The sequence below is a fragment of the Okeania sp. SIO2B3 genome, assembly GCF_010672525.1.
Lineage (GTDB): Bacteria > Cyanobacteriota > Cyanobacteriia > Cyanobacteriales > Microcoleaceae > Okeania.
This window is the reverse complement of record NZ_JAAHGH010000021.1, coordinates 80,549-101,340: the sequence shown is the minus strand read 5'-3', so window position 1 is coordinate 101,340 and position 20,792 is coordinate 80,549. Positions and strand designations below refer to the sequence as shown.

Here is a 20,792-nt window from a genome sequence, read left to right as displayed (position 1 = left end):
CACTATCCTATATGGGAGAGTCTTGTTGCTGATAGCTGACAGCTAATATAGCAATATGATTTGAGTTGTGAGATATTGGAAACTTTTAGGCAACTGGCAACAGAGAAAAACGTATCAGATGAATGTAATAATTGCTATATTCTGTACTTTTAAGGAACACTTAAATTCTCACAACTGATTCCTGATTGCTATAGCTGAATGCTTACCAGTTATCAGTTATCAGTACCTCTGCAATAAGGAGGCTTTACATAAGGAAGATGCTCTTTTTTATCTCCTTAAAAGGGGAGGATTTAGACCACAATTTTTCGGAAAAAAGAATATTTTTCATCATTATTATTCTATTGATTTTTGTCGCTTTAAAGTTTTTTATTATGGTTGATAGAATCATTATTTATTACTAATATTATTTTTTTATAGGTTTTTACTTAATTTACCGAATAATTAATTATTAATAATTAATAATTAATAATTAAATAATTCTGGTTTAAAGCCGCCCCTTTTAAGGGAAAAAAAAGCGGTCGTTTTGCTACGCAACATGTAAAGCGCAGCTTCCCGTAGGGTGGGATGGCGAGGTTTCCTCGCCATATCCAATCGACCAAGAAAAGAAAATATTCCTTGTATTCAATCAAGAGCGGTTTTAACCAGAGGTAATTATCAATTATCCATTATCCATTAATGAAACCTGCCTAATATTATGATTTTTTCACCTTCAAATACATAACTTGCCAATTAATTATTCCTTTTCATAAATATAAAATTAATTTTACTTACTTACTAAGAAACTTGACAGATAAAAACCCTAATATTTTGCTGACTTTGGATAAAAAAATTAGATCTAAATAAATAATATAAACAGTAAATTTATCTACAAAAATCTATGATATTCTTAAACTTGAAACTATGTGCTCAAAAAACAGTCACAAACACACAGATTCCTAATTAAACACAAATTTATGCAACTAATTGATTGGCTAATTGTTTTAATATATCTCATCTTAACAATGTGGATGGGACTATATCTTTCTCGCAAAGGTTCAAAAAGTTTAGCAGACTTCTTTGTTTCTGGACGATCACTTCCTTGGTGGTTAGCTGGTACAAGTATGGCAGCTACAACTTTCTCTATAGATACTCCTCTCTATATAACTGGAGTTGTAGCTAACCGAGGAATTGCTGGTAATTGGGAATGGTGGATTTTTGGTATTTCCCATGTCATAATGATTTATATTTTTGCCAGAATGTGGCGACGTTCCGAAGTTATTACTGATGCAGAATTAACTGAACTTCGTTACGGTGGAAATATGGCGGCTATTCTCCGAGGAGTTAAAGCTTTTATATTTGCTATTCCCATGAATTGTATTGCCATTGGTTATGCTATGTTGGCGATGGTTAAAGTTGTCGAAGCATTAGAAATTTGGCAAAATTTAGGCATTGATGCTAGTGAAAATAATCTCAAATTACTAAGCGTTATTGGTGTCAGTATTTTTGTATTAATTTATGCTGGTTTATCCGGTTTATGGGGAGTAGTTGCCACAGACTTTTTCCAATTTTTCTTAGCACTATTTGGAGCAATTATTGTCGCCTTTTTTGCTGTTAATAGTGTGGGAGGAATCCAAGAATTAATTACAAAAGTTCCCGAAGTAATGCCAGATAAAGACATTTTATCCATTTCACCTTTAACTATTGGTAAAAATGGCGATGCTTTGATTAATTTTAGTAAAACAGCAGGCATAACTTCCAGTACATTTTTTGCTTATATTGCTCTTCAATGGTGGTCTTGGCGACGAAGTGATGGAGGTGGAGAATTTGTACAAAGATTTGCCGCAGCTAAAAATGAAACAGAAGCAGAAAAAGCAGCCTGGTTATTTAATATCATGCATTATGTTATTAGAACTTGGCCTTGGATTTTAGTAGCTCTAGCATCCATTGTAATTTACCCTAATTTAGAAGACCGAGAATTGGGTTATCCCAAATTAATGATTGAATTTCTTTCCCCAGGAATTTTAGGTATAGTTGTTGCCTCTTTAGTCGCCGCATTTATGAGTACAGTTTCTACCTCAATTAACTGGGGAGCTTCTTTTATTACTAACGATCTATATAGAAGATTTATTAAACCTGATGCGACTCAACCACAATTAGTTTTGGTAGGGCGACTTTCTTCTTTATTAGTAACAGTTTTAGGAGGAATTGCAGCATTTTTAGCAACAGATGTAGCCACAGTATTTAGATTAGTAATAGCCATCGGAACAGGTTCGGGATTAGTATTAATTTTACGTTGGTTTTGGTGTCGGGTGAATGCAGCAGCAGAATTAACCGCTATTGTCGCTAGTTTCTTTGTAGGAATGACAACAAGTTTAGTTCCTGCTTTCAAAATAGAAGACTTTGGTTTGCGAATTATGTTTATTACTGGCACCGTAACATTACTCTGGGTAACAGCAATGTTTCTAACCCCACGAGAGTCTGATGCAACTTTAGAGGAATTTTATCGACGAACACTTCCCGGTGGCCCTGGTTGGAAACAGCAAAGGATGAAAACAGGTTTATCTCCAGCACAGGATTTAGGAAAAGATTTACAAAAGGTACTCGCATCTATACTATTATTATTTGGGGCACTTTTGGCAACTGGTGGCTTTCTGTTGCTCAAGCCAAACATTGGCTGGATCTTCCTAATTATTGGAGTTCTCGGTTGGGTTTGGTTGCGACAGCTCAATAAATCGAAAATTTTGCCAATGCCAAGACCAGGATTAGATGATGATTTATTGTAAAATAACAGGCAACAGGCAACAGGCAACAGGCAACAGTAGGAAAAGCATTTTTGGCTACGGTTCATCAGCAGTCTATATCAAACATCAACTTGTTCCTTGCTGTATTATTCCGGTACAATAGTTATACATAACTAGGGAAGAGTCAGGAAGGAGGCAAGAATAAGAAAGAGGAGGAGGAGAAAGTTTTCTATTACGCTATTCTCCGGACATGATATTAATGTAGTAGACTGACACGCCTAAAAATTTAGGTTGGGTTGTAGCTTGCACACCAAGTAGCGGTACGGTAGTGCTAGCGTAGCTTATATCAAAGATCAACCCAACAAAACCTTGCTACTGAGTCAAGAGGGAACACAGAACAGGAAGAGGAAAAAGTTTTTTTATGGGTTTAATTCCCCACCAGCTTTTAACTTTTGACTTTTGAATTCCGTGAAGCGGTTAAATCTTACTTTTAACTTTTAACTTTTGACTTCCGTGAAGCGGTTAAATCTTACTTTTAACTTTTGACTTTTGACTTTTGACTTCCGTGAATTTGTACCTTATTTAATACTTAAACAAAAACCATGCAAATTTTTCGTCAATATATTGCTCCATTCATAGTTGTAGTTATATTTTTAATCGCTATGGTAGCAGTCAGCGCTCGTATCTTTTTACCAGGGGATCTAGCAGCACCCGCTCCCACAGAGGAATTAAGTTCTCCTCAAGAAGAGGCAATGCTATCCACACCCAATGTTCATTTCTGGTAATGTTCAGTGGTTAGCAAGTTAATTCCAAATTACCAACTTCGTAGGGGTTCCGGTCTAGACAGAGCAATGCTGGTTAAATTTATGCATTGGACTTATCAAGAACTTTTCCCAGAGCAAAATTTTAGCCATCTTGCCAAAACAGTCGATCGCTATTTATCAATTCAAACTCCTATTTGGTGGGTTGAGAAAATGGAGAAACCTGTAACTTCACCAATAGGTTGTCTATGGGTGGGGAATGCCATAGACCAAGTTGAGGGCGATCGTGTAACTCATGTATTTCTGTTGTATGTCTCCCCACCCCATCGGCGACTTGGTATCGGTTCAGCTTTAGTTACCCATGCAGAAAATTGGGCAAAAGCTAGGGGCGATCGGCAAATTGGTTTGCAGGTATTTGTCTCAAATCAACCTGCTCTTAATCTTTACCACAAGTTAGGTTTTCAGTCTGAGTCTATGTTGATGGTAAAATCTTTAAACGAAGGAAAAGGTAAGAATATCGGAAGAGAAAATTGAAAATTTCGTCGTTGCTTTCTGGGTATGATGCAAGCCCCCCTAGCCCCCCAATTTTGGGGGGAATAAAACTCTCAAGGTCCCCCATTTTAGGGGATGCGCGGGGGCGAAGGCGAGAACCAAACAATCGCACATTCATACTTCAATTCAGCAACGCCAAGATTTCTAGGGACGTTGTATGCAACGTCTCTACTCTCACTTACTATAACAGTCGAAGGAAAGGTTAGGGCAGATCAAAAGCTTAAAGCTCAGACAAAGCAATATTTTTCCTTCTTCCTTCTTCCTTCTGCTATACCAATAATATGAGGATGCAATCTGATGAATCAATCTCCCGTAAAGCTGCCAAAGTGGTTACGCAACGGTCTGATGTTTCCACTATTTTTTCTCAATGGTTGGCTGTTTGTACTTTTTGTTAACTATCTACAACCGATGGTTAGCATTTTCTTCCTATCAGTAATTCTGGCAATTTTGCTAGATTATCCCATGCAGTTTTTGCAGAGACGAAGGTTGCCCAGAATTTGGAGCTTGACAATCGTTTTATTGGTAGGTCTGTTACTCATTATTTGCTTAAGCTTGTTAATCATACCAGCACTAATTAAACAAATTGTAGATTTCATTGATTTTCTACCGAAATCTCTAGCATCAGCTTCAGGATTAGTAAATATTATTTCCGATTTACCTATATCTGACCAACTGGGGATAGATTTGACTCAGTTTGAGCAAGAATTAACTCAACGACTAACAGGCATTTTGCAATCTTTGTTTAGTGGAGTATTAGGGCTATTTTTGGGAGGTCTAAATAGCGGACTTACCCTATTTTTTATCCTGGTGTTGACTATTTTTCTACTCATTGGTGGTGAAACTGCTTGGAATGGAGCAATGAATTGGTTTTCTCCCTGGTGGCAAAATCATCTCAGAAGTAACGTACCGATGAAACTAAGGCGATTTATTGGTGGTCAGGTAATGATTGCCGTGGGTTTTAGCTTTGTCTTGGCCATAATATTTATCCTCATTGGCGTGCCTCTAGGATTAATGTTTGGGTTTTTAATTGGTATGGCTAGTCTGCTTCCTTTTATGGGAGCGGTCGCGCAGGTGTCTGTCAGTGTATTTCTCATGCTTCAGGATGTGGGAATTGGTCTTCAGGTATTTTTCATTGCTCTGATTTTAGGGCAGATAGTAGATAGTATTGTTGTGCCAAAGGTGATGGAGGATCTGGTCGGGGTAAATCCCATCTGGCTATTATTTGCTGTGTTTCTCGGAAGCAAGTTAGGAGGTTTTGTCGGAATTTTATTAGCCGTTCCTGTTGCTAGTATTATTAAGGATATTGTTGACGATATGTTGGGGATTACTGAAACAAAGGAGCAACTAGAATCAGTAACTGTTGCTGTACCTGAAGAAGAAGTAGATCCTGATACTAACTCTGATTTATAAGCTATTCAGCATTTATAGCAGAAGGAAGAAGGAAGAAGGAAGAAGGAAGAAGGAAGAAGGAAGAAGGAAGAAGGAAAAATCTGGCGTTGTTTCAGTTTGAAGCTTTTGATATGTCCACGCTCTTTCCTTCAACTGCTATAGAGTATCAGGACTTACGCAAATTGACCTTTAAACCACTATCTGTAGGGGCGAATGGTATTTGCGTTCCGCAAAGCTCCGAATGGCGCCCTCGCTATATACAGAGTTTCTGCGTAAGTCCTGAGCATTTATAGCAGAAGGAAGAAGGAAGAAGGAAGAAGGAAGAGGGTAGAGGGAAAAATCTGGCGTTGTTTCAGTTTGAAGCTTTTGATATGTCCGCGCCCTTTCCTTCGACTGCTATACAGCTTCTCCACATGATAAACTTAAAATCAGAATAAAATCTATTTCAAATCACTTTCAAATAAGTCCACTTATAAGATTTACCCACTATATTCACAATGACTGAGGAACATGACATCAACCAAGTAACAACTGATTCGGAACAGTTTCATCAACCGACTGAAGATACAAAAAAAGACTCTTGGAAAAATCGTATTGCTGAAGCTTGGAATGATACCAGCAACCGTGTAATGAAACTGTTACCCGTAGACCGGGCAGCACAAACATTAGTAGAATGGTTTAGCGTTGATGAAGCTAAAGTAGCCGAAATATTAGCAAAAGTACGCGCAGAACTTCCCACCACCGAAGCACTATTAATAGGTAAACCCCAAGCAGGTAAAAGTTCTATCGTGCGTGCTTTAACAGGAGTTTCCACAGAAATAGTCGGTCAAGGATTTCGCCCTCATACCCAACATACCGAACGTTATGCTTATCCCTCCGACGATTTGCCGTTATTGATTTTCACTGATACTGTGGGGTTGGGAGATGTAAAACAGGAAACACCAGTTATTATTGACGAACTCCTTGGAGAGTTACAGCAAGAAAGTAACCGCGCTAGAATTTTGATTTTGACCGTAAAAATAAATGATTTTGCTACCGATACGTTACGACAGATAGCAGAACAGTTGCGACAAGAAGATCCAAATATTCCCTGTCTTTTAGCAGTAACTTGTCTCCATGAAGTTTATCCTAACCCTACTGACGACCATCCCGAATATCCTCCAGAATATGAAGAAATAAACCGTGCTTTTGTTGCTATTCAGAAAGACTTTGGGAAGTTGAGCGATCGCTCTGTACTTATCGATTTTACCCTAGAAGAGGATGACTACAATCCTGTATTTTATGGTTTAGAAGCCTTTCGAGATAGTTTAGCAGAATTACTTCCAGAAGCAGAAGCACGAACAATTTATCAATTATTAGACGAACAAGCAAGCAAACAACTGGGCAATATTTATCGAGATGTGGGGCGACGTTATATTTTATCATTTACTATTATGGCAGCCACCGCAGCAGCAGTACCTCTCCCTTTTGCCACAATGCCAGTATTAACAGCTTTGCAAGTGTCGATGGTAGGTTTATTAGGAAATTTGTATGGGCAAACAATATCGCCATCTCAAGCAGGAGGAGTTGTTAGTGCTATTGGTGGCGGTTTTGTTGCTCAAGCAGTGGGACGAGAGTTGGTAAAATTTATACCAGGGTTTGGTAGCGCGATCGCAGCTTCTTGGGCGGCTGCATATACTTGGGCGTTGGGTGAAAGTGCTTGTGTTTATTTCGGAGATTTGATGGGTGGGAAAAAGCCAGACCCAGAGAAAATTCAGGGAGTTATGCAGGAAGCGTTTGAGTCAGCGAAAGAGAGGTTTAAAGGGATTAAAATCAGTTGATTTTGAGAGAAATAGCATAGTTTTATGAAGCAGACTACCTTACTTATTCGACAAGGTCAAAAAATTGTCAACTAAGTTGTTTACCCAATTTCCTAAAAAATTATATCTATCTATTAGACCATCAAATTCTAATGTTACTAAAAAGCAGCACAAAACAAATTCTCAGTCTGTGTCTTCTAAATGCTATATACCAGATTCATATCCGGGTAAAATAACTCTTTTTAAAGCTAAACATACAGCTATAACATCTTCCGATCCTACAAATGGATGGGAAGGTGTAGCTGAAGAAGGACTTGAGGTTTATAACATTCATGGCGCTCATAGTAAGATTCTCTCAGAACCCAGTGTGCGGATCTTAGCTGAAAAAATGAAGGCTTGTCTACAAAGCGCTCTAGACATTGACTCATAAATTATATCTCCGAAAAAGATATAGACTTTTTGCATATAGCAGGCAACAGGGACAAGCTATGGATTTTATACTAATTTTTATGTTACAAATTGAAGTGCGGAATGTGGGTTATAAGTATTCAACCGGACATGATATTAGGCTTCATGCCTTTTTGACGAATGGCACCAAGTGCATCATATAATCCTGTTTTCCAATTGGTACACCAGCCATGCGGAGAATATCGTAAGCAGTTACCAGATGGAAATAAAAGTTTGGAATCAGAAAGTCATTAACATAGGCGCTACCAGAAAGCTCGATATAGAGGCCCTGGCCTAAGTCAACCCGTGTAATCTCAGCTAGCTTTGCGTCTTCAACGTTAATGCCCAAAAGAAGTTCCTTGGTATTCGCTATGTGTTCGTATGCCTGAGTCAAAGAAGTGACTTCTGGATCTAGATTATTCGCAGGTCTGCTGTCACACCACAGAGCAAAGTTGCGTGGTTGGTTGCAAGTGAAAGCAACTTGTGTACCAAAAGGAAGCATATCAGCCACAATGCGCTTTTGAAGGAACTGTTCGCTGTCAGAGAAATGAGTCTGAGCTGACTTTAACAGGTGCTCCAGAGTAGTTAAGCGGCTTTGGAACAAATTTTGGATGAAACCTATATTCTGACTTTGCATTTTCGTTATTTTCCAAGACTTATTTCATCAAGTGTAGCTGTATTTAGGAGAGTTTGTAGCCTAACGACCAAAATCATCAGAAACTCCATCCATTTGTTCCTTCTGCCTTTTGCCCTCTGCCTTCTGCCTTCGTTCATGTTGATATATAACGTTCGGCAAACAACATAGTCTCAATGTCACCCACCATAGGTAAGACATCAGAGGACTTAAAAAATCTTCATCATCCAGCAAACCATGAGTCATACGGTTTCTCAAATTAGAACCTGAATGTTCAACAAGTAAACCTCTAAGGTCAAAAAGTGTGTCTTCATCAAAAATATCAGCCATCTCAGGTAAGTAAAGAATTTTGTTCAAATTATATTCATTTTGAATTCCTTTATCCTCATAACTCGAAGGTAATGCACTTTGTTTCCAAAGTAGATAACGGATAGCATTTTCAATTTGGGGAATGAGGATGTGAGTAGATGTATAAAAATCTCCAGTTAAGCCAGCATATAATCCTTTTGCAAACAGATATTTTCGCTTGGGTGGTACAAAAGGGTTATTTGAAACAATGGGAAAAAAGTCTTTAAGTTCTACAGAATGTTCTAAATTTATTTGTTCTCTGGCTGGATCTATCAATACTTGGGCTTGAATACTTTGGTAGGATGCGCTTGTATGATACATTTCAAATTCCATTGCTGCTTTAAGTTCCTCAAATTGTGTAGCTTCCACTTTTTGTCTAGCTACAACTTTACTCGTCTGATTTATTTTCTCTTTTTTAATAATAGGAAACACAGGAAAATCATAAACTATCTGCTCTATTTGTTTTTTAAGTTGAGAGACTTCTGTAAAGTTTGTTGATAAAGCTAAGGAAAAAAGAGCATCCTCTAATTTTTCACCTCTAACAATTGCTCTAGCTTTTTCTACTGCTTCGGTAAAGTCAACCGGATCGGAATAATTAGTAATCCATTTTTTCCTAGATTTTTCTTGATACTGAAGTAGAAGTTTATGAGCTTCTTCTGCTCTTGCTTTTGCTACGATAGTCTCTTCCTTTGTGCCAGGAATATTTCTAAAAGCTTCAATAGCTTTCTGAAGATTATTTGATGCTGCTAAATAAAAAAATTGATTATTTTTTAGAGCTTTCTCAACCTGTTTAAAATAAGTTTCAGCAGCAAGCATTAAAGCAGCACGCTCGTTTTTTTTATCCTTTTGTATTTGATGCCATTTGGCTTTGATTTCCCAATAATTTCTCGCTCTATCCCAATCATAGGATGATTCTGATAGAAGGGCAGCTTTTTTAGCTAGAGCAGCATATTTTTTGGGGCAGCCAAGTTTGTTTTTTTGCAAAAGTTCCATTAGTTTTGCTGATAACCAAAGAGGGTCTTCTCCTTGGTAGCGTTCGAGAACTTTTTCTATATGTTCAACTACTTTTTCAACTTGATAGTTGATTTTTTTTGCTAGTTGAAATGCTCTTTCTATTCGATCATAGCAACCGATCCATTTTGTAGGAATTCCTAATTTTATGGCAGTAAAATCTTCTAATTCTATAGCAGATTTTATGTAAGCATTAATTGCAAGTTTAGCCATCGAATAGTTACGTTGTTTGCTCCAAAGAATATTTGCAACTCTTGCCTGAAGTTCGGAGTCTGATATTTCAGGTGCAATTTCAACCAGAAAGTTTAGATGTTCGTCTGTCAAGTTGATTTTAGCAAAGTCTTCTTCGTTTAATTGTCGGTGAGTTCTCCTAATATCAACGAGAGTGATTTTTGCTAATATTTTAAATATAGTTTGTTCCCTAATATTTCCTACTTCTTCTGCTTCCTGTGCTTTTTGACAGAAGCCTTTAATGTAGGCAAAACATTCTTTTTTTTCACTAGCATTAACCACATCCTGCCAGCCGGATTTGATAAAATCTTTCTTGGTAATATATAGCATATTCTTACTTTTATTCTATATTTTTATTATTTATACTGCAAATTATATTTGAGAATTTTAAACAAAATATCCGATAAGTTTTATTTTTTTATTTATGGAATCAAGTTGATCAAAAAGCACTTTTAACACATACTTTATATAGCAATAGCCTCAAACTTAGATACAGCAATAATATTTATGGAGGAATTTTAAAAATCATTTCATACTGCTATACCAAATCATAAAATACCTGTAACAATCCCGAATTGTAATTTTTAATTTCTTTAAACTTTAGTTTCGTCTCCAGATTTTTATCTTTAACAATCAAAGGAATGCCATCCCCTAAAATAATTGGATGAATTGCCAAAATTAACTCATCAAGAAAACCATGCTTGATAAAATATTGAATTATTTCTGCACCGCCAACTAGCCAAATATCATTACCACTAGATTGACGGAGATTATGAACAAAATCTCCTAAATTTTTTCCAATAAATTCTACATTTTCATCTCTTTCACCGTGGCGAGTTTTAGAAAAGACAAAACTCTGTTTTCCAGTATATGGATATTCTCCAAATTCTAGAATTTTTTCATAAGTTTTCCGACCCATTAATACAGTCCCCACCTCAGCAAAAAAATCATCATATCCGTAATTTTGGTCAGTAAATAACCAATCAACTTTTCCCGATATTCTGGCAATATATCCATCCAGACTAGCAGCAATAAATAACCTAACTTTTCTCATTATATTTAATAATTTTTATTCAAAAACATAGAATATTATTTATAGCAGTAAACAGCGGTGCGACCCCACATCGGCGATCAACGTAAGCGGTCGGAACCCGGCGTTTTGCTCTGCAAAATGTTTGCGGAGCATTCCGATAGGAAACCGTGCAAGAACGGGTTTCCTTGCCATGGGAATGCCGACCAACAGAAGTAACATTGGGAAAAAAATTTTCCTATCTAAAGCGCATCATCAGCAGAAGTCAAGCACCAACTCATTCCTTGCGATAAAAATAATTGGCGTTGCTGATTCTGGGTATGATTTGGCCCCCCTAGCCCCCCAATGCGCGGGGGGAATAAAACTCTAAAAGTCCCCCTTTATAATCCCCCTCCCGTCCCCCTTTTTATCCCCCTCCCGTCCCCCTTAGAAAGGGGGAAGCCAGAAGATGCTTCGCTTTTGAACGATGGGAAGCCAGATGTTGCTTCGCTTTTTGTTGAATGGGGGATGCGCGGGGGCGAAGGCGAGAACCAAACAATCGCGCATTCATACTTCAATTCAGCAACGCCTAAAAATAATTAATCTATATCAAACAAAATCAAAATGATAGAGAACATTCCATTCAAAATTTTATGAATTCTTAAAATAATTGTAGTAAGTATAATCCCCTACAATAGTAGTATTTTCAATACTCCTCTTTAAATAGACTAATTGAGTATTATAAAGTATTAGATATTTAAGGTTAGAGTCAAGACTTTTACTCATATTTTTTGATAGTTATAGTATTCTTCAAAGTTTTGCTAAACTGTATAGCATTGAAGAAGGAATCAGGAATCAGGAATCAGCAAGGAGGAAAAAGTGGATGGGGATAGTCAACGTTCTGCCACTCCGTGTCTTATAACCCTAACCAATTGTAAACACCCCCGTTGACGGCGGGGTATTAAACCCAAAAGAAAAAGATAAACGTCTTGATAGCATCAAAAACCTTGCTATAGCCAAGAACAGCTCTCTGATAACAACAGTGGCAAAAATATTTCCCTGTCTAAGGTACATTATCAGTCGATATCCGAACCAACTCTTTCTTTGCTATATAATTTAATTTTATATTTCTAAATACAATTTGTTGACATGGTATAAATGTTTAATAACTTTTGTTATTTTGATAGTTACTTTTGATAAATAGTTTGAATCAATTATTATACCAAGGGTGAAAAAAGAATTCTATAAATTCTATACTTAGGTGAAACTTCAATTATTAAGTAATAAGATCAGTGGCGGAATGACATTTTTGATGATTATTAGCTAGTAGCGTATTAATTAGGGCTTGCTGATTAAATCTAAAAGCATTGACATATAAAGACAAGTGCCTTTTTGGGGTCGAATTGCAGTGCGCCTGTTTCAGCTGTTGGTGCTCATGCTAGGAGCGTATTTTAGGCGCATAGTTGGGCAGAACAATCTTGGGACAATTTTTACTCCTACCTCTTCACTCATTCCCATTTCTCCTGTCTTCCCCTACCCTCTTGGGAGGGGTTAGGGGTGGGTTGGTCGGGGGCCGCGGGTGGGTTGTCTCCAGTATAGCTGTCTCCTGCAAAGAGCAAAAAGACTTTCCATACGCAAACCCTAATTATTCTTATGTTTACTTCTCCTCCACTCCCCTACTACCCCACCTCCTCCTACGGATAAAAAAATTACAGGACTTACGCACAGACTCTAGTTATGGGGAGGGCGAATGCCATTCGCCCCTACAGATGGTGGTTTAAAGGTCAATTTGCGTAAGTCCTGAATTATTTATAACTGGCACTAATAATTGTTTTAATTACATTCAAAATCAAAGAAATATCATCTAATATTCCATGACCAAAAAATAAGGTCTCAAGCCTCCCCTTGGCTGCGCCGCGAGCTACCGCTCTACAAGGGGATGAAAAAGCGGTCGTTAGCGTAGCTTCCCGAAGGGTAGGATGGTAAGGAAACCTCTGCCATATCCAATCGACCAAGAGAAAATAAAGTTCAATATTTCAAGCCTCTAACTTTCCTAGGTCATGCTGCGCAAACAGGCAGAGGTACTGAAGTCCGCAGTTGCTCCGGAGGAGGCTAACTGATAACTTATAACTGATAACTGAAATGACATATTTACGTTTAGAAAATATTACTAAAAGCTTCGGAAATTTTTTCGCTAACGATAATATTAGTATTTCTATTGCAGCAGGTTCTGTCCACGCTATTCTAGGAGAAAATGGTGCAGGAAAAAGCACATTAATGAACATATTATCCGGATTATATCAACCAAACTCTGGTCAAATTTATCTAGAAGATAAACTGATAAAAATTTCCTCGCCGAGTGTAGCAATAAATTATGGTATTGGCATGATTCATCAGCATTTTATGTTAGTCCCAACATTAACAGTTACAGAAAATATTATCTTGGGAAATAGTGGAAAATTTCATTTGAATTTAAACACAAAATCCGCAGAAATTAAGGCTATGGCAAAAGCCTATAATTTAGAAGTACCAGTGAATAGTAAAGTGGCAGATTTACCAATAGGTATTCAGCAACGGGTAGAAATTCTCAAGGTACTTGATCGTCAAGCAAAAATTTTAATTTTAGATGAGCCTACAGCAGTTTTAACTCCAGCAAAAGTAAATTCTTTACTGAATATTTTGCGACAGTTAGCAGCAAATAATCACACAATTATTTTTATTAGTCATAAACTAGAAGAGGTAATGAATGTTTGTGATACTATCACAGTTTTACGTCGAGGAAAAGTTGTAGATACCATCAAAACATCAGCAACTACTACCCATAAATTAGCTAAAATGATGGTAGGTCGAGAAGTAAATTTAATTGCTAATAAAATTGCTGCTGATCAAGGCAAAATTGTTCTAAAAGTGAAAAATATAGAAGTCAAAAATGACCGAGGTTTATCTACAATAAATAATTTATCTTTTCAATTGCATAGTGGGGAAATTTTGGGAGTGGCAGGAGTCGATGGTAATGGTCAAAGAGAATTAGCCGATGCTATTAACGGTTTGCGTTTTGTAGAGAAAGGAAAGATCGAATTTGTAGATAATTTAAAAGTGGGATATATTCCCGAAGACCGTCAGAAAATGGGGTTAATTATGAATTTTAGTATTGCTCGGAATTTGATTTTGAAATTGTTTAAGTTTTTGCCTTTTTGTCGTTATGGTTTTTTGCAGTCTGGAGTAATAAATAATCATGGGAAAAATGCCATAGAAAAATTTGATATTCGTGCCAGTCATCCACAGTTAAAAGTCAATCAACTTTCTGGAGGAAACCAACAAAAAATCATCCTAGCGCGGGAGCTTTCTGGAAAACCAACATTAATTGTAGCAATGCAACCTACCCGTGGTTTAGATATCGGTGCTACAGAATATGTACAACAAGCTTTACTTGCTCAAAAACAACAAGGGGCAGCTATCTTATACATTTCTACAGAATTAGAAGAAGTCATGGCAATGAGCGATCGCATTGCCGTTATATATGAAGGTAAGTTTGTTGATATTCTAGATGCTGCCACCACTACAGTCGAAGAGATAGGTTTATTAATGACATCCGGTAAAAAACATTGATGCCGTAGGTTTGGTTAAGCGCAAGCGCAACCCAACAAAGAGCAAGTAATTAGATAAACAGACAAAGAATGGGCTATTATTGAACCATCCCATTAGTTATCTATTTTAGATTATAACAAGTGAAGACTTTGTAGATTGGGTTTTATTACCTCAGACCAACCGATAAATACAAAGAATTGATGATCTACAGAACTATAATACCAAGCGTGAAAAAAGAATGTTACGAATAGTAAGAGCGATAAAAATACTTGACAGGAGCTGTCCCTTTGACAAAGCGGTGCGACTCCGCGACGACGCCAGCTCGCTTGCGGAATGCTGACTCCTTTTCGGGAACGCGCACCAAGAGAAAAAGATAATTTACGCCCTAAAAACTGGTATTGAAGCAATTCCCATAGGACTCAGTCCTCCTGAGTTCCCATCCCCTCCTGGGAGAGGTTAGGGGTGGGTTGACTCCTAAAAAATAGCCTAATTATTTGTAGCAAACATTTATCAATTTAGTATAACGTCTTAGTTTTTGTATATAATCTTCTAGTTTAGATTATAGCAAGTTTTTATTGAAAATGAATTTATACTTAGGGCTTGATTTTGGCACTTCGGGAGCCCGTGCAGTGGTTATTGACTCTAACTTTCAAGTTAAAGCACACACACAGTATGTTTGGGAAAATTCTCAGGAAAATAAATTTCCTCATGTTTGGCAAATGGCTTTGTTTAATCTAATTTCCGATATTCCCCAAGAAATGCGAGGGGATATTCGAGCGATCGCTATTGATGGTACTTCGGCAACAGTATTATTGTGTGATGGTGATGGTAAACCTGTGAGCGAAGCGCTTCTTTACAATGATAGTAGGGGAGTGGCAATGATGGATAAGTTAAGAAGTATTGCTCCAGGTAATCATCCTGTGATTAGTACTACTTCTAGTTTGGCAAAGTTGTTGTGGTTAATTGAAAATATTTCTCTGTCAAATAAAAGTTATTATTTTTTGCATCAAGCTGACTGGCTAGGATTTTTGCTTCATGGAAAACTAGGGGTTAGTGACTATAACAATGTTTTGAAACTGGGTTATGATGTCGGCAATTTATCTTATCCAGACTGGTTGACTGATTTTGTTAATTCTGAAGTTGGAAAAAATATACATTTACCAGAAGTAGTCACACCAGGTGCAATAGTTGGGAATGTTACTCCAGAAGTTGTTAATAGTCTTGGTTTATCTCCTGAATGTGTTGTCTGTGGCGGTACAACAGATAGCATTGCTGCTTTTATCGCGAGTGGTGCTAATACTCCGGGAGAAGCAGTAACTTCTTTGGGTTCGACTCTGGTGTTAAAACTTTTAAGTCGCACTAGAATTGATGATGCTAAATATGGAATTTATAGTCATCGTCTGGGAGATTTGTGGTTAGTCGGTGGTGCTTCTAATACTGGAGGTGCTGTTTTGCGACATTTTTTTACTGATGCTGAGTTGTCAAGTTTGAGTAGTCAAATAGACCCTAATGCTGAAAGTGGGTTAGATTATTATCCCTTGTTACAAAAGGGCGATCGCTTTCCGATCAATGACCCAGAATTACTGCCACGATTAGCGCCTAAACCAGAAAATTCTGTGCAGTTTCTTCATGGTTTGCTTGAAGGTATTGCCAAAATTGAATTACGAGGCTATAAATTGTTGCAAGCATTAAGCGCAGCTACACTCACAAATGTCTATACTGCTGGGGGCGGCGCTAAAAATCCTACTTTTACAGCGATTCGGGGACGGTATTTACAAGTACCTATGAAGAAAGCTGTTTATACAGATGCAGCTTATGGTAGTGCTGTTTTGGCAAGCCGTCAGTTTATTGTACAATAGTTTGGAAATTTTTCGACCCACAAAAGCGATCGCCTTGGGGAATAGAATTATTGCACAGAGGGTGGTTTGAGTCTTTTGTTTGACTCTGGCAATAGAATAGATAAATCAAAAAAACTCCAACGTTATAGTTTTTCAACGGAGTTTTAATTTATCTATTGTACAATAATTTTGAAATTTTTAACTGAGCTTGATTAGCGATCGCCTTGGGTAATGGAATTATTGCACCGAAGGTTACTTCAGACTTTTGCCAGACTCTAGCAATAGAATAGAGTAATCAAAAAAACTCCAACGTTATAGTTTTTCCACGGAGTTCTGATTTATTTATCTATTGTACAATAGTTTTGAGATGTTTAACTGAGCTTTATTAGTCCTCGCCTTGGGTAATGGAATTATTGCACCGAAGGTTACTTCAGACTTTTGCCTGATTCTAGCAATAGAATAGATAAATCACAAAAACTCCAACGTTATAGTTTTTCCACGGAGTTCTTATTTATCTATTGTACAATAGTTTTGAGATGTTTAACTGAGCTTTATTAGTCCTCGCCTTGGGTAATGGAATTATTGCACCGAAGGTTACTTCAGACTTTTGCCTGATTCTAGCAATAGAATAGATAAATCACAAAAACTCCAACGTTATAGTTTTTCCACGGAGTTCTTATTTATCTATTGTGCAAGAGTTTTGAGATTTTTAACGGACTCACAAAAGCGATCGCCCTGGGCTACAGAATTCTTACACCGAGGGTTAATTAAGGTTTTTGTTTGACTCTAGCAATAGAATAGATAAATCACAAAAACTCCAACGTTATAGTTTTTCCACGGAGTTCTTATTTATCTATTGTACAATAGTTTTGAAATTTTTAACTGAGCTTGATTAGCGATCGCCTTGGGCAATGGAATTATTGCACCGAAGGTTACTTCAGACTTTTGCCAGACTCTAGCAATAGAATAGAGTAATCAAAAAAACTCCAACATTATAGTTTTTCCACGGAGTTCTGATTTATTTATTTATTGTACAATAATTTTGAAATTTTTAACTGAGCTTGATTAGCGGTCGCTTTGGGCAATGGAATTATTGCACAGAGGGTACTTTGAGTCTTTTGCCTGACTCTAGCAATAAAATTAGATCAATCAAAAAAACCCCAACGTTATAGTTTTTCAACGGGGTTCCTATTTATCTATTGTACAATAGTTTTGAGATTTTTAATCGACCCACAAAAGCGATCGCCCTGGGCTAAAGAATTCTTACACCGAGGGTCAATTAAGGTGTTTGTTTGACTCTAGCAATAGAATAGAGCCATCAAAAAAACTCCAACGTTATAGTTTTTCAACGGAGTTCTAATTTATATATTGTACAATAGTTTTGAGATGTTTAACTGAGCTTTATTAGCCCTCGCCTTGGGGGAATAGAATTTATAGTGTTTTATTAGGAATTATTAGTTATTTATACTTATTGAATTTTCTTAAAGAATTGTTGAGAAATTGCTGTCTATATTAGGTCAGGAGAAATTTTAAGCTTCAAATTCACCCATCTGGGTGAGGCAAAAATTACCTGAATGAATGGGTTACTTTTTGAGTAATTTTAGGAGATAATAAAAAGTATCGAGTTGAGGTGAACTTTATGAATAATGTTGTACTTTGCGAAAACAACAAACTCGTTGCTCAGGTTGCTAAATTAAGTGGAATGAATTCTATTGAAGCAGCAGAATCATTATCCGCACTTGAAAGATTTACTACTGCAGATTTTCGTAAAATTAGACGGGCAGATAAAGAAGGAAAAAACGAAGGGAATGTTAAAGTTCTTAACAATTTTATGCACAAAATGCCCGCTTATGATGGTGATATTTATCGGGGTATGTCTTTTAGTGAAAAATCAATAAAATCTTTTATTCAACAATTAAAACCCCATGGAGATTATACTTTAGATTCGGTCACCAGTTTTACTTCCGATCCAAAAATTGCTGAGACTTATTCTGGTCATTGTTACCAAGTAGTTATTCGGGTAAAGCACAATCATTCGGGAGTGTCTATTAGTGATTTTTCTGCAATGTATAGTGAAAGAGAAGTTTTAGTTCCTAAAGGCACCAAATATGAGGTAACTAATGTGCCTCAAGAAGTTAAAGCAGGGGAAATTAATTATATTGATCTAGAAGAAATTGCTGTTAAAGGGGATAATTTTGAATATAACTAACTTTTAAGCATAATTGAAGTTTTATTATTTTCAGTTGAATACTTCCCCCAAATTTCATACCTGAATCCTTACAAGGTAAAGATTAGGAAATATCGAAGGCTTAAAACTCAGAAAATGCCATATTTTTCGGTCTTTCGGTTCTTCTTCATAAATCATAGTAACTTGACTATCAAAGCCATAATAAAGATTATTTAACTGGCAAGAAAATAGTCATAATTTCCCCTTTTTTTGGTCGTTGTCTAACTACTAATTTTCCTCCTATTGCTTGAAAAAGATTTTTAGTCACCTTTAAATTTAAACTAAGATTACCTGTTTCTGGTTGAAACATTAATAAAGGACCGATAGATTTAAAGGGTGTTTTTGTGCAACTGGTAAAAGGTGAGTGACTTTTTCCACCCATATTAGAATCAGATTTAAGCTGCAATTTTAACTGACTTCCAGCTAACATTACTTCCACTTGCATAAGACTACCAGGAGGTAAATTTCGGGAAAAATTTTCAATCAAATTTCCTAATACTTGGTCGAGCATAATAGGGTCACTAACAACTGTTGGCATTTTAGGAGGTAAAATAACTTTGAGAGTATGATTTCTTTGAGTTGCCTTTTGTTGCCAACGAGGTATACTATTTTGAAATACTTGAGCTAGAGGAATAGTTGTTAATTGTAGGTATGGATGTTTTTCTTTTAATAGTTGTTGAGTTTCTAATTCTGTCGCTCTAAAAATTAGATTAAAGCGGTCTATTTGGGAAGTACATTCAGCATCAATCATTTGTAAACGCTTTTTTATTACTTCTTGATTTAGATTAGGACGTTTTAATAGTAGGCGAGTTAAAGTCTGAATTGTTGCTAAAGGAGTTTTGACTTCATGGGCGATCGCTTGTAATAATTCTACATCAGGAGATTTGAAATTTTCCATGGGAGATTTTAGTGATACAGTAATTTCCCGGTCTTTTTGACTTTGGTCATCAGTATTGACTTCTAATATTTTATTTTTACTATCTACAGTTGGTAAATTATCTAATAATAAACGACTAAATTTCATCACTATTTTATAGTCTGGTTCACGGGGTGGAAATTTATCAAACACGCCGTCTAAAATTGCTAAATTTTGAGAATATTGATCGATATTTTTTTGATGTTTATCGGATTTTTTATAATAAAAATTGGTAGGTAATACTATTCGTTGACGTAAGATAATCCACGCTCTTTCAACTACTTCTGGGTCAAAAGAAAATAGAAAAGCAGGTGTATTATTTATATTTTTTCCTAAGACCATAACCAAACTAAACTCAGCAGTTAAGACTAAACAAAACTGCTCATTTGTGATTGGGTCTTTAGTTGATAAAGGTAGTATTGGTATAAAATCAGAAAAGGAATTTATACTATCTGCTGCTGGTAATAGAGGCAAACTTTGTCTTCTGAAAATGGATAACCAGTCTGAATTTTCCTGTATTTTACTGGTAAAAACTGAAGTATAAAAATCATTAGTTAAAGCAGGATTTGTTAAGATAGGAGTAGGGCTAGATAATACTAATCCACGATATGATTTAACATCAGAGAATAACGAATTAGGAGTAGATTTTTTTGAATTGCCGATAAAATCTCTCTCATTTAATGAATAAATAGTTTTTGCCATCTCTTGATTTTGAAAGTCTTGAGAACCAGACTTTTTTGATGAAATTTCCAATAGTTGATTAACAGTAGCGATCGCGCTATACCATTCATTTTGAGCCTTTAAATACAAATCTTGATTTTTCTGTCTCATAGAAAGAGGAGAATTTTCTTTTGCCAGTTCCATTGTTTTTGTAGGCAAATCATTACTTGACATTTCTTGGGCAAAAATGTCACTTAAAGTTGGTAATATATAGTTATAGTTGTCCATTTTTTTCATAAAATAAATAATCTTAATTTATTAACTGATACATTTAAACTTTCACAGAAACTTTAACTAGCTTTGCTAAAAAAAATAGTAAAATAAAATGCAAAACTGTCAACTTTTTTTTTGTCTTATATCTTAAATTTTGTGTACTAAGTTTTATAGCACTCGAAGGAAAGGTGTTTGACAGGTCAAAAGCTTAAAACTCAGACAACGTAAGATTTTGCATTTTTCCTTCTTTATTCTTCCTTCTTCCTTCTTCCTTCTGCTATATACCCAAGAATAAAAAATTGGATAATATTTAATTAATGGGAAAATTGCTCATCTTCCTTAGTTATATTGAAACATTCCCCGATTAGTTGTCCCAAAAATAAGTAAAC

14 protein-coding genes are annotated in these 20,792 nt (G+C 36.3%); 9 read left to right on the top strand and 5 right to left on the bottom strand.

The window, feature by feature from the left end; translation table 11 throughout:
* Positions 1-953 precede the first annotated feature (953 nt).
* The 6 genes from F6K15_RS17400 to F6K15_RS17375 all read left to right on the top strand — a co-directional run bounded on the left by F6K15_RS17400 (position 954) and on the right by F6K15_RS17375 (position 7,651).
* On the top strand, positions 954-2,762 hold the full coding sequence (locus tag F6K15_RS17400) for a sodium:solute symporter family protein (RefSeq protein WP_293062778.1): 1,809 nt from the start codon (positions 954-956) through the stop codon (positions 2,760-2,762).
* 560 nt (positions 2,763-3,322) lie between these two features.
* On the top strand, positions 3,323-3,505 hold the full coding sequence (locus F6K15_RS17395; RefSeq protein ID WP_293062776.1) for a hypothetical protein: 183 nt from the start codon (positions 3,323-3,325) through the stop codon (positions 3,503-3,505).
* Positions 3,506-3,511: 6 nt separating this feature from the next.
* Positions 3,512-4,015 (top strand): N-acetyltransferase, encoded by a 504-nt coding sequence (locus F6K15_RS17390; RefSeq protein ID WP_293062774.1) that lies wholly within the window; start codon positions 3,512-3,514, stop codon positions 4,013-4,015.
* A 315-nt stretch (positions 4,016-4,330) separates the two neighbouring features.
* Complete coding sequence (locus tag F6K15_RS17385) at positions 4,331-5,443, top strand: AI-2E family transporter (protein WP_293062772.1); 1,113 nt, start codon at positions 4,331-4,333, stop codon at positions 5,441-5,443.
* 476 nt (positions 5,444-5,919) lie between these two features.
* A complete protein-coding gene (locus F6K15_RS17380) occupies positions 5,920-7,242 on the top strand; it encodes a YcjF family protein (protein ID WP_293062770.1) in 1,323 nt (440 codons plus the stop codon).
* A gap of 64 nt (positions 7,243-7,306) precedes the next feature.
* Complete coding sequence (locus F6K15_RS17375) at positions 7,307-7,651, top strand: hypothetical protein (protein ID WP_293062768.1); 345 nt, start codon at positions 7,307-7,309, stop codon at positions 7,649-7,651.
* Positions 7,652-7,792: 141 nt separating this feature from the next.
* Here F6K15_RS17375 and F6K15_RS17370 read toward each other — a convergent pair whose 3' ends face one another.
* The 3 genes from F6K15_RS17370 to F6K15_RS17360 all read right to left on the bottom strand — a co-directional run bounded on the left by F6K15_RS17370 (position 7,793) and on the right by F6K15_RS17360 (position 10,946).
* Entirely contained in the window at positions 7,793-8,305 is a 513-nt protein-coding gene (locus F6K15_RS17370; RefSeq protein WP_293062767.1) for a DUF1993 domain-containing protein, read from the bottom strand.
* Between the two features lie 60 nt (positions 8,306-8,365).
* Positions 8,366-10,222 carry a DUF4209 domain-containing protein gene (locus tag F6K15_RS17365; RefSeq protein WP_293062765.1) on the bottom strand — a complete coding sequence of 619 codons (1,857 nt, stop codon included), beginning with the start codon at positions 10,220-10,222 and terminating at the stop codon, positions 8,366-8,368.
* Between the two features lie 208 nt (positions 10,223-10,430).
* Positions 10,431-10,946, bottom strand: a complete 516-nt coding sequence (locus F6K15_RS17360) for a dihydrofolate reductase family protein (RefSeq protein ID WP_293062764.1) — start codon at positions 10,944-10,946, stop codon at positions 10,431-10,433.
* A gap of 2,097 nt (positions 10,947-13,043) precedes the next feature.
* On the opposite strand from F6K15_RS17360, the gene F6K15_RS17355 reads away from it, so the two are divergent.
* Together F6K15_RS17355 and F6K15_RS17350 are read left to right on the top strand one after the other, a co-directional pair.
* Entirely contained in the window at positions 13,044-14,510 is a 1,467-nt protein-coding gene (locus tag F6K15_RS17355) for an ABC transporter ATP-binding protein (RefSeq protein ID WP_293062763.1), read from the top strand.
* Positions 14,511-15,070: 560 nt separating this feature from the next.
* On the top strand, positions 15,071-16,348 hold the full coding sequence (locus tag F6K15_RS17350) for an FGGY-family carbohydrate kinase (protein ID WP_293062762.1): 1,278 nt from the start codon (positions 15,071-15,073) through the stop codon (positions 16,346-16,348).
* Here the strand turns inward: F6K15_RS17350 and F6K15_RS17345 are convergent.
* The gene (locus F6K15_RS17345; protein WP_293062761.1) at positions 16,335-16,484 is read right to left on the bottom strand and encodes a hypothetical protein; all 150 of its coding nucleotides are present in this window, start codon (positions 16,482-16,484) and stop codon (positions 16,335-16,337) included. The two genes, F6K15_RS17350 and F6K15_RS17345, sit on opposite strands and share 14 nt — an antisense overlap.
* A gap of 1,482 nt (positions 16,485-17,966) precedes the next feature.
* Here F6K15_RS17345 and F6K15_RS17340 point away from each other — a divergent pair.
* Complete coding sequence (locus tag F6K15_RS17340) at positions 17,967-18,536, top strand: ADP-ribosyltransferase (protein ID WP_293062759.1); 570 nt, start codon at positions 17,967-17,969, stop codon at positions 18,534-18,536.
* Between the two features lie 187 nt (positions 18,537-18,723).
* Here F6K15_RS17340 and F6K15_RS17335 read toward each other — a convergent pair whose 3' ends face one another.
* A complete protein-coding gene (locus F6K15_RS17335) occupies positions 18,724-20,418 on the bottom strand; it encodes a sensor histidine kinase KdpD (protein ID WP_293062757.1) in 1,695 nt (564 codons plus the stop codon).
* Between the last annotated feature and the right edge of the window lie 374 nt (positions 20,419-20,792).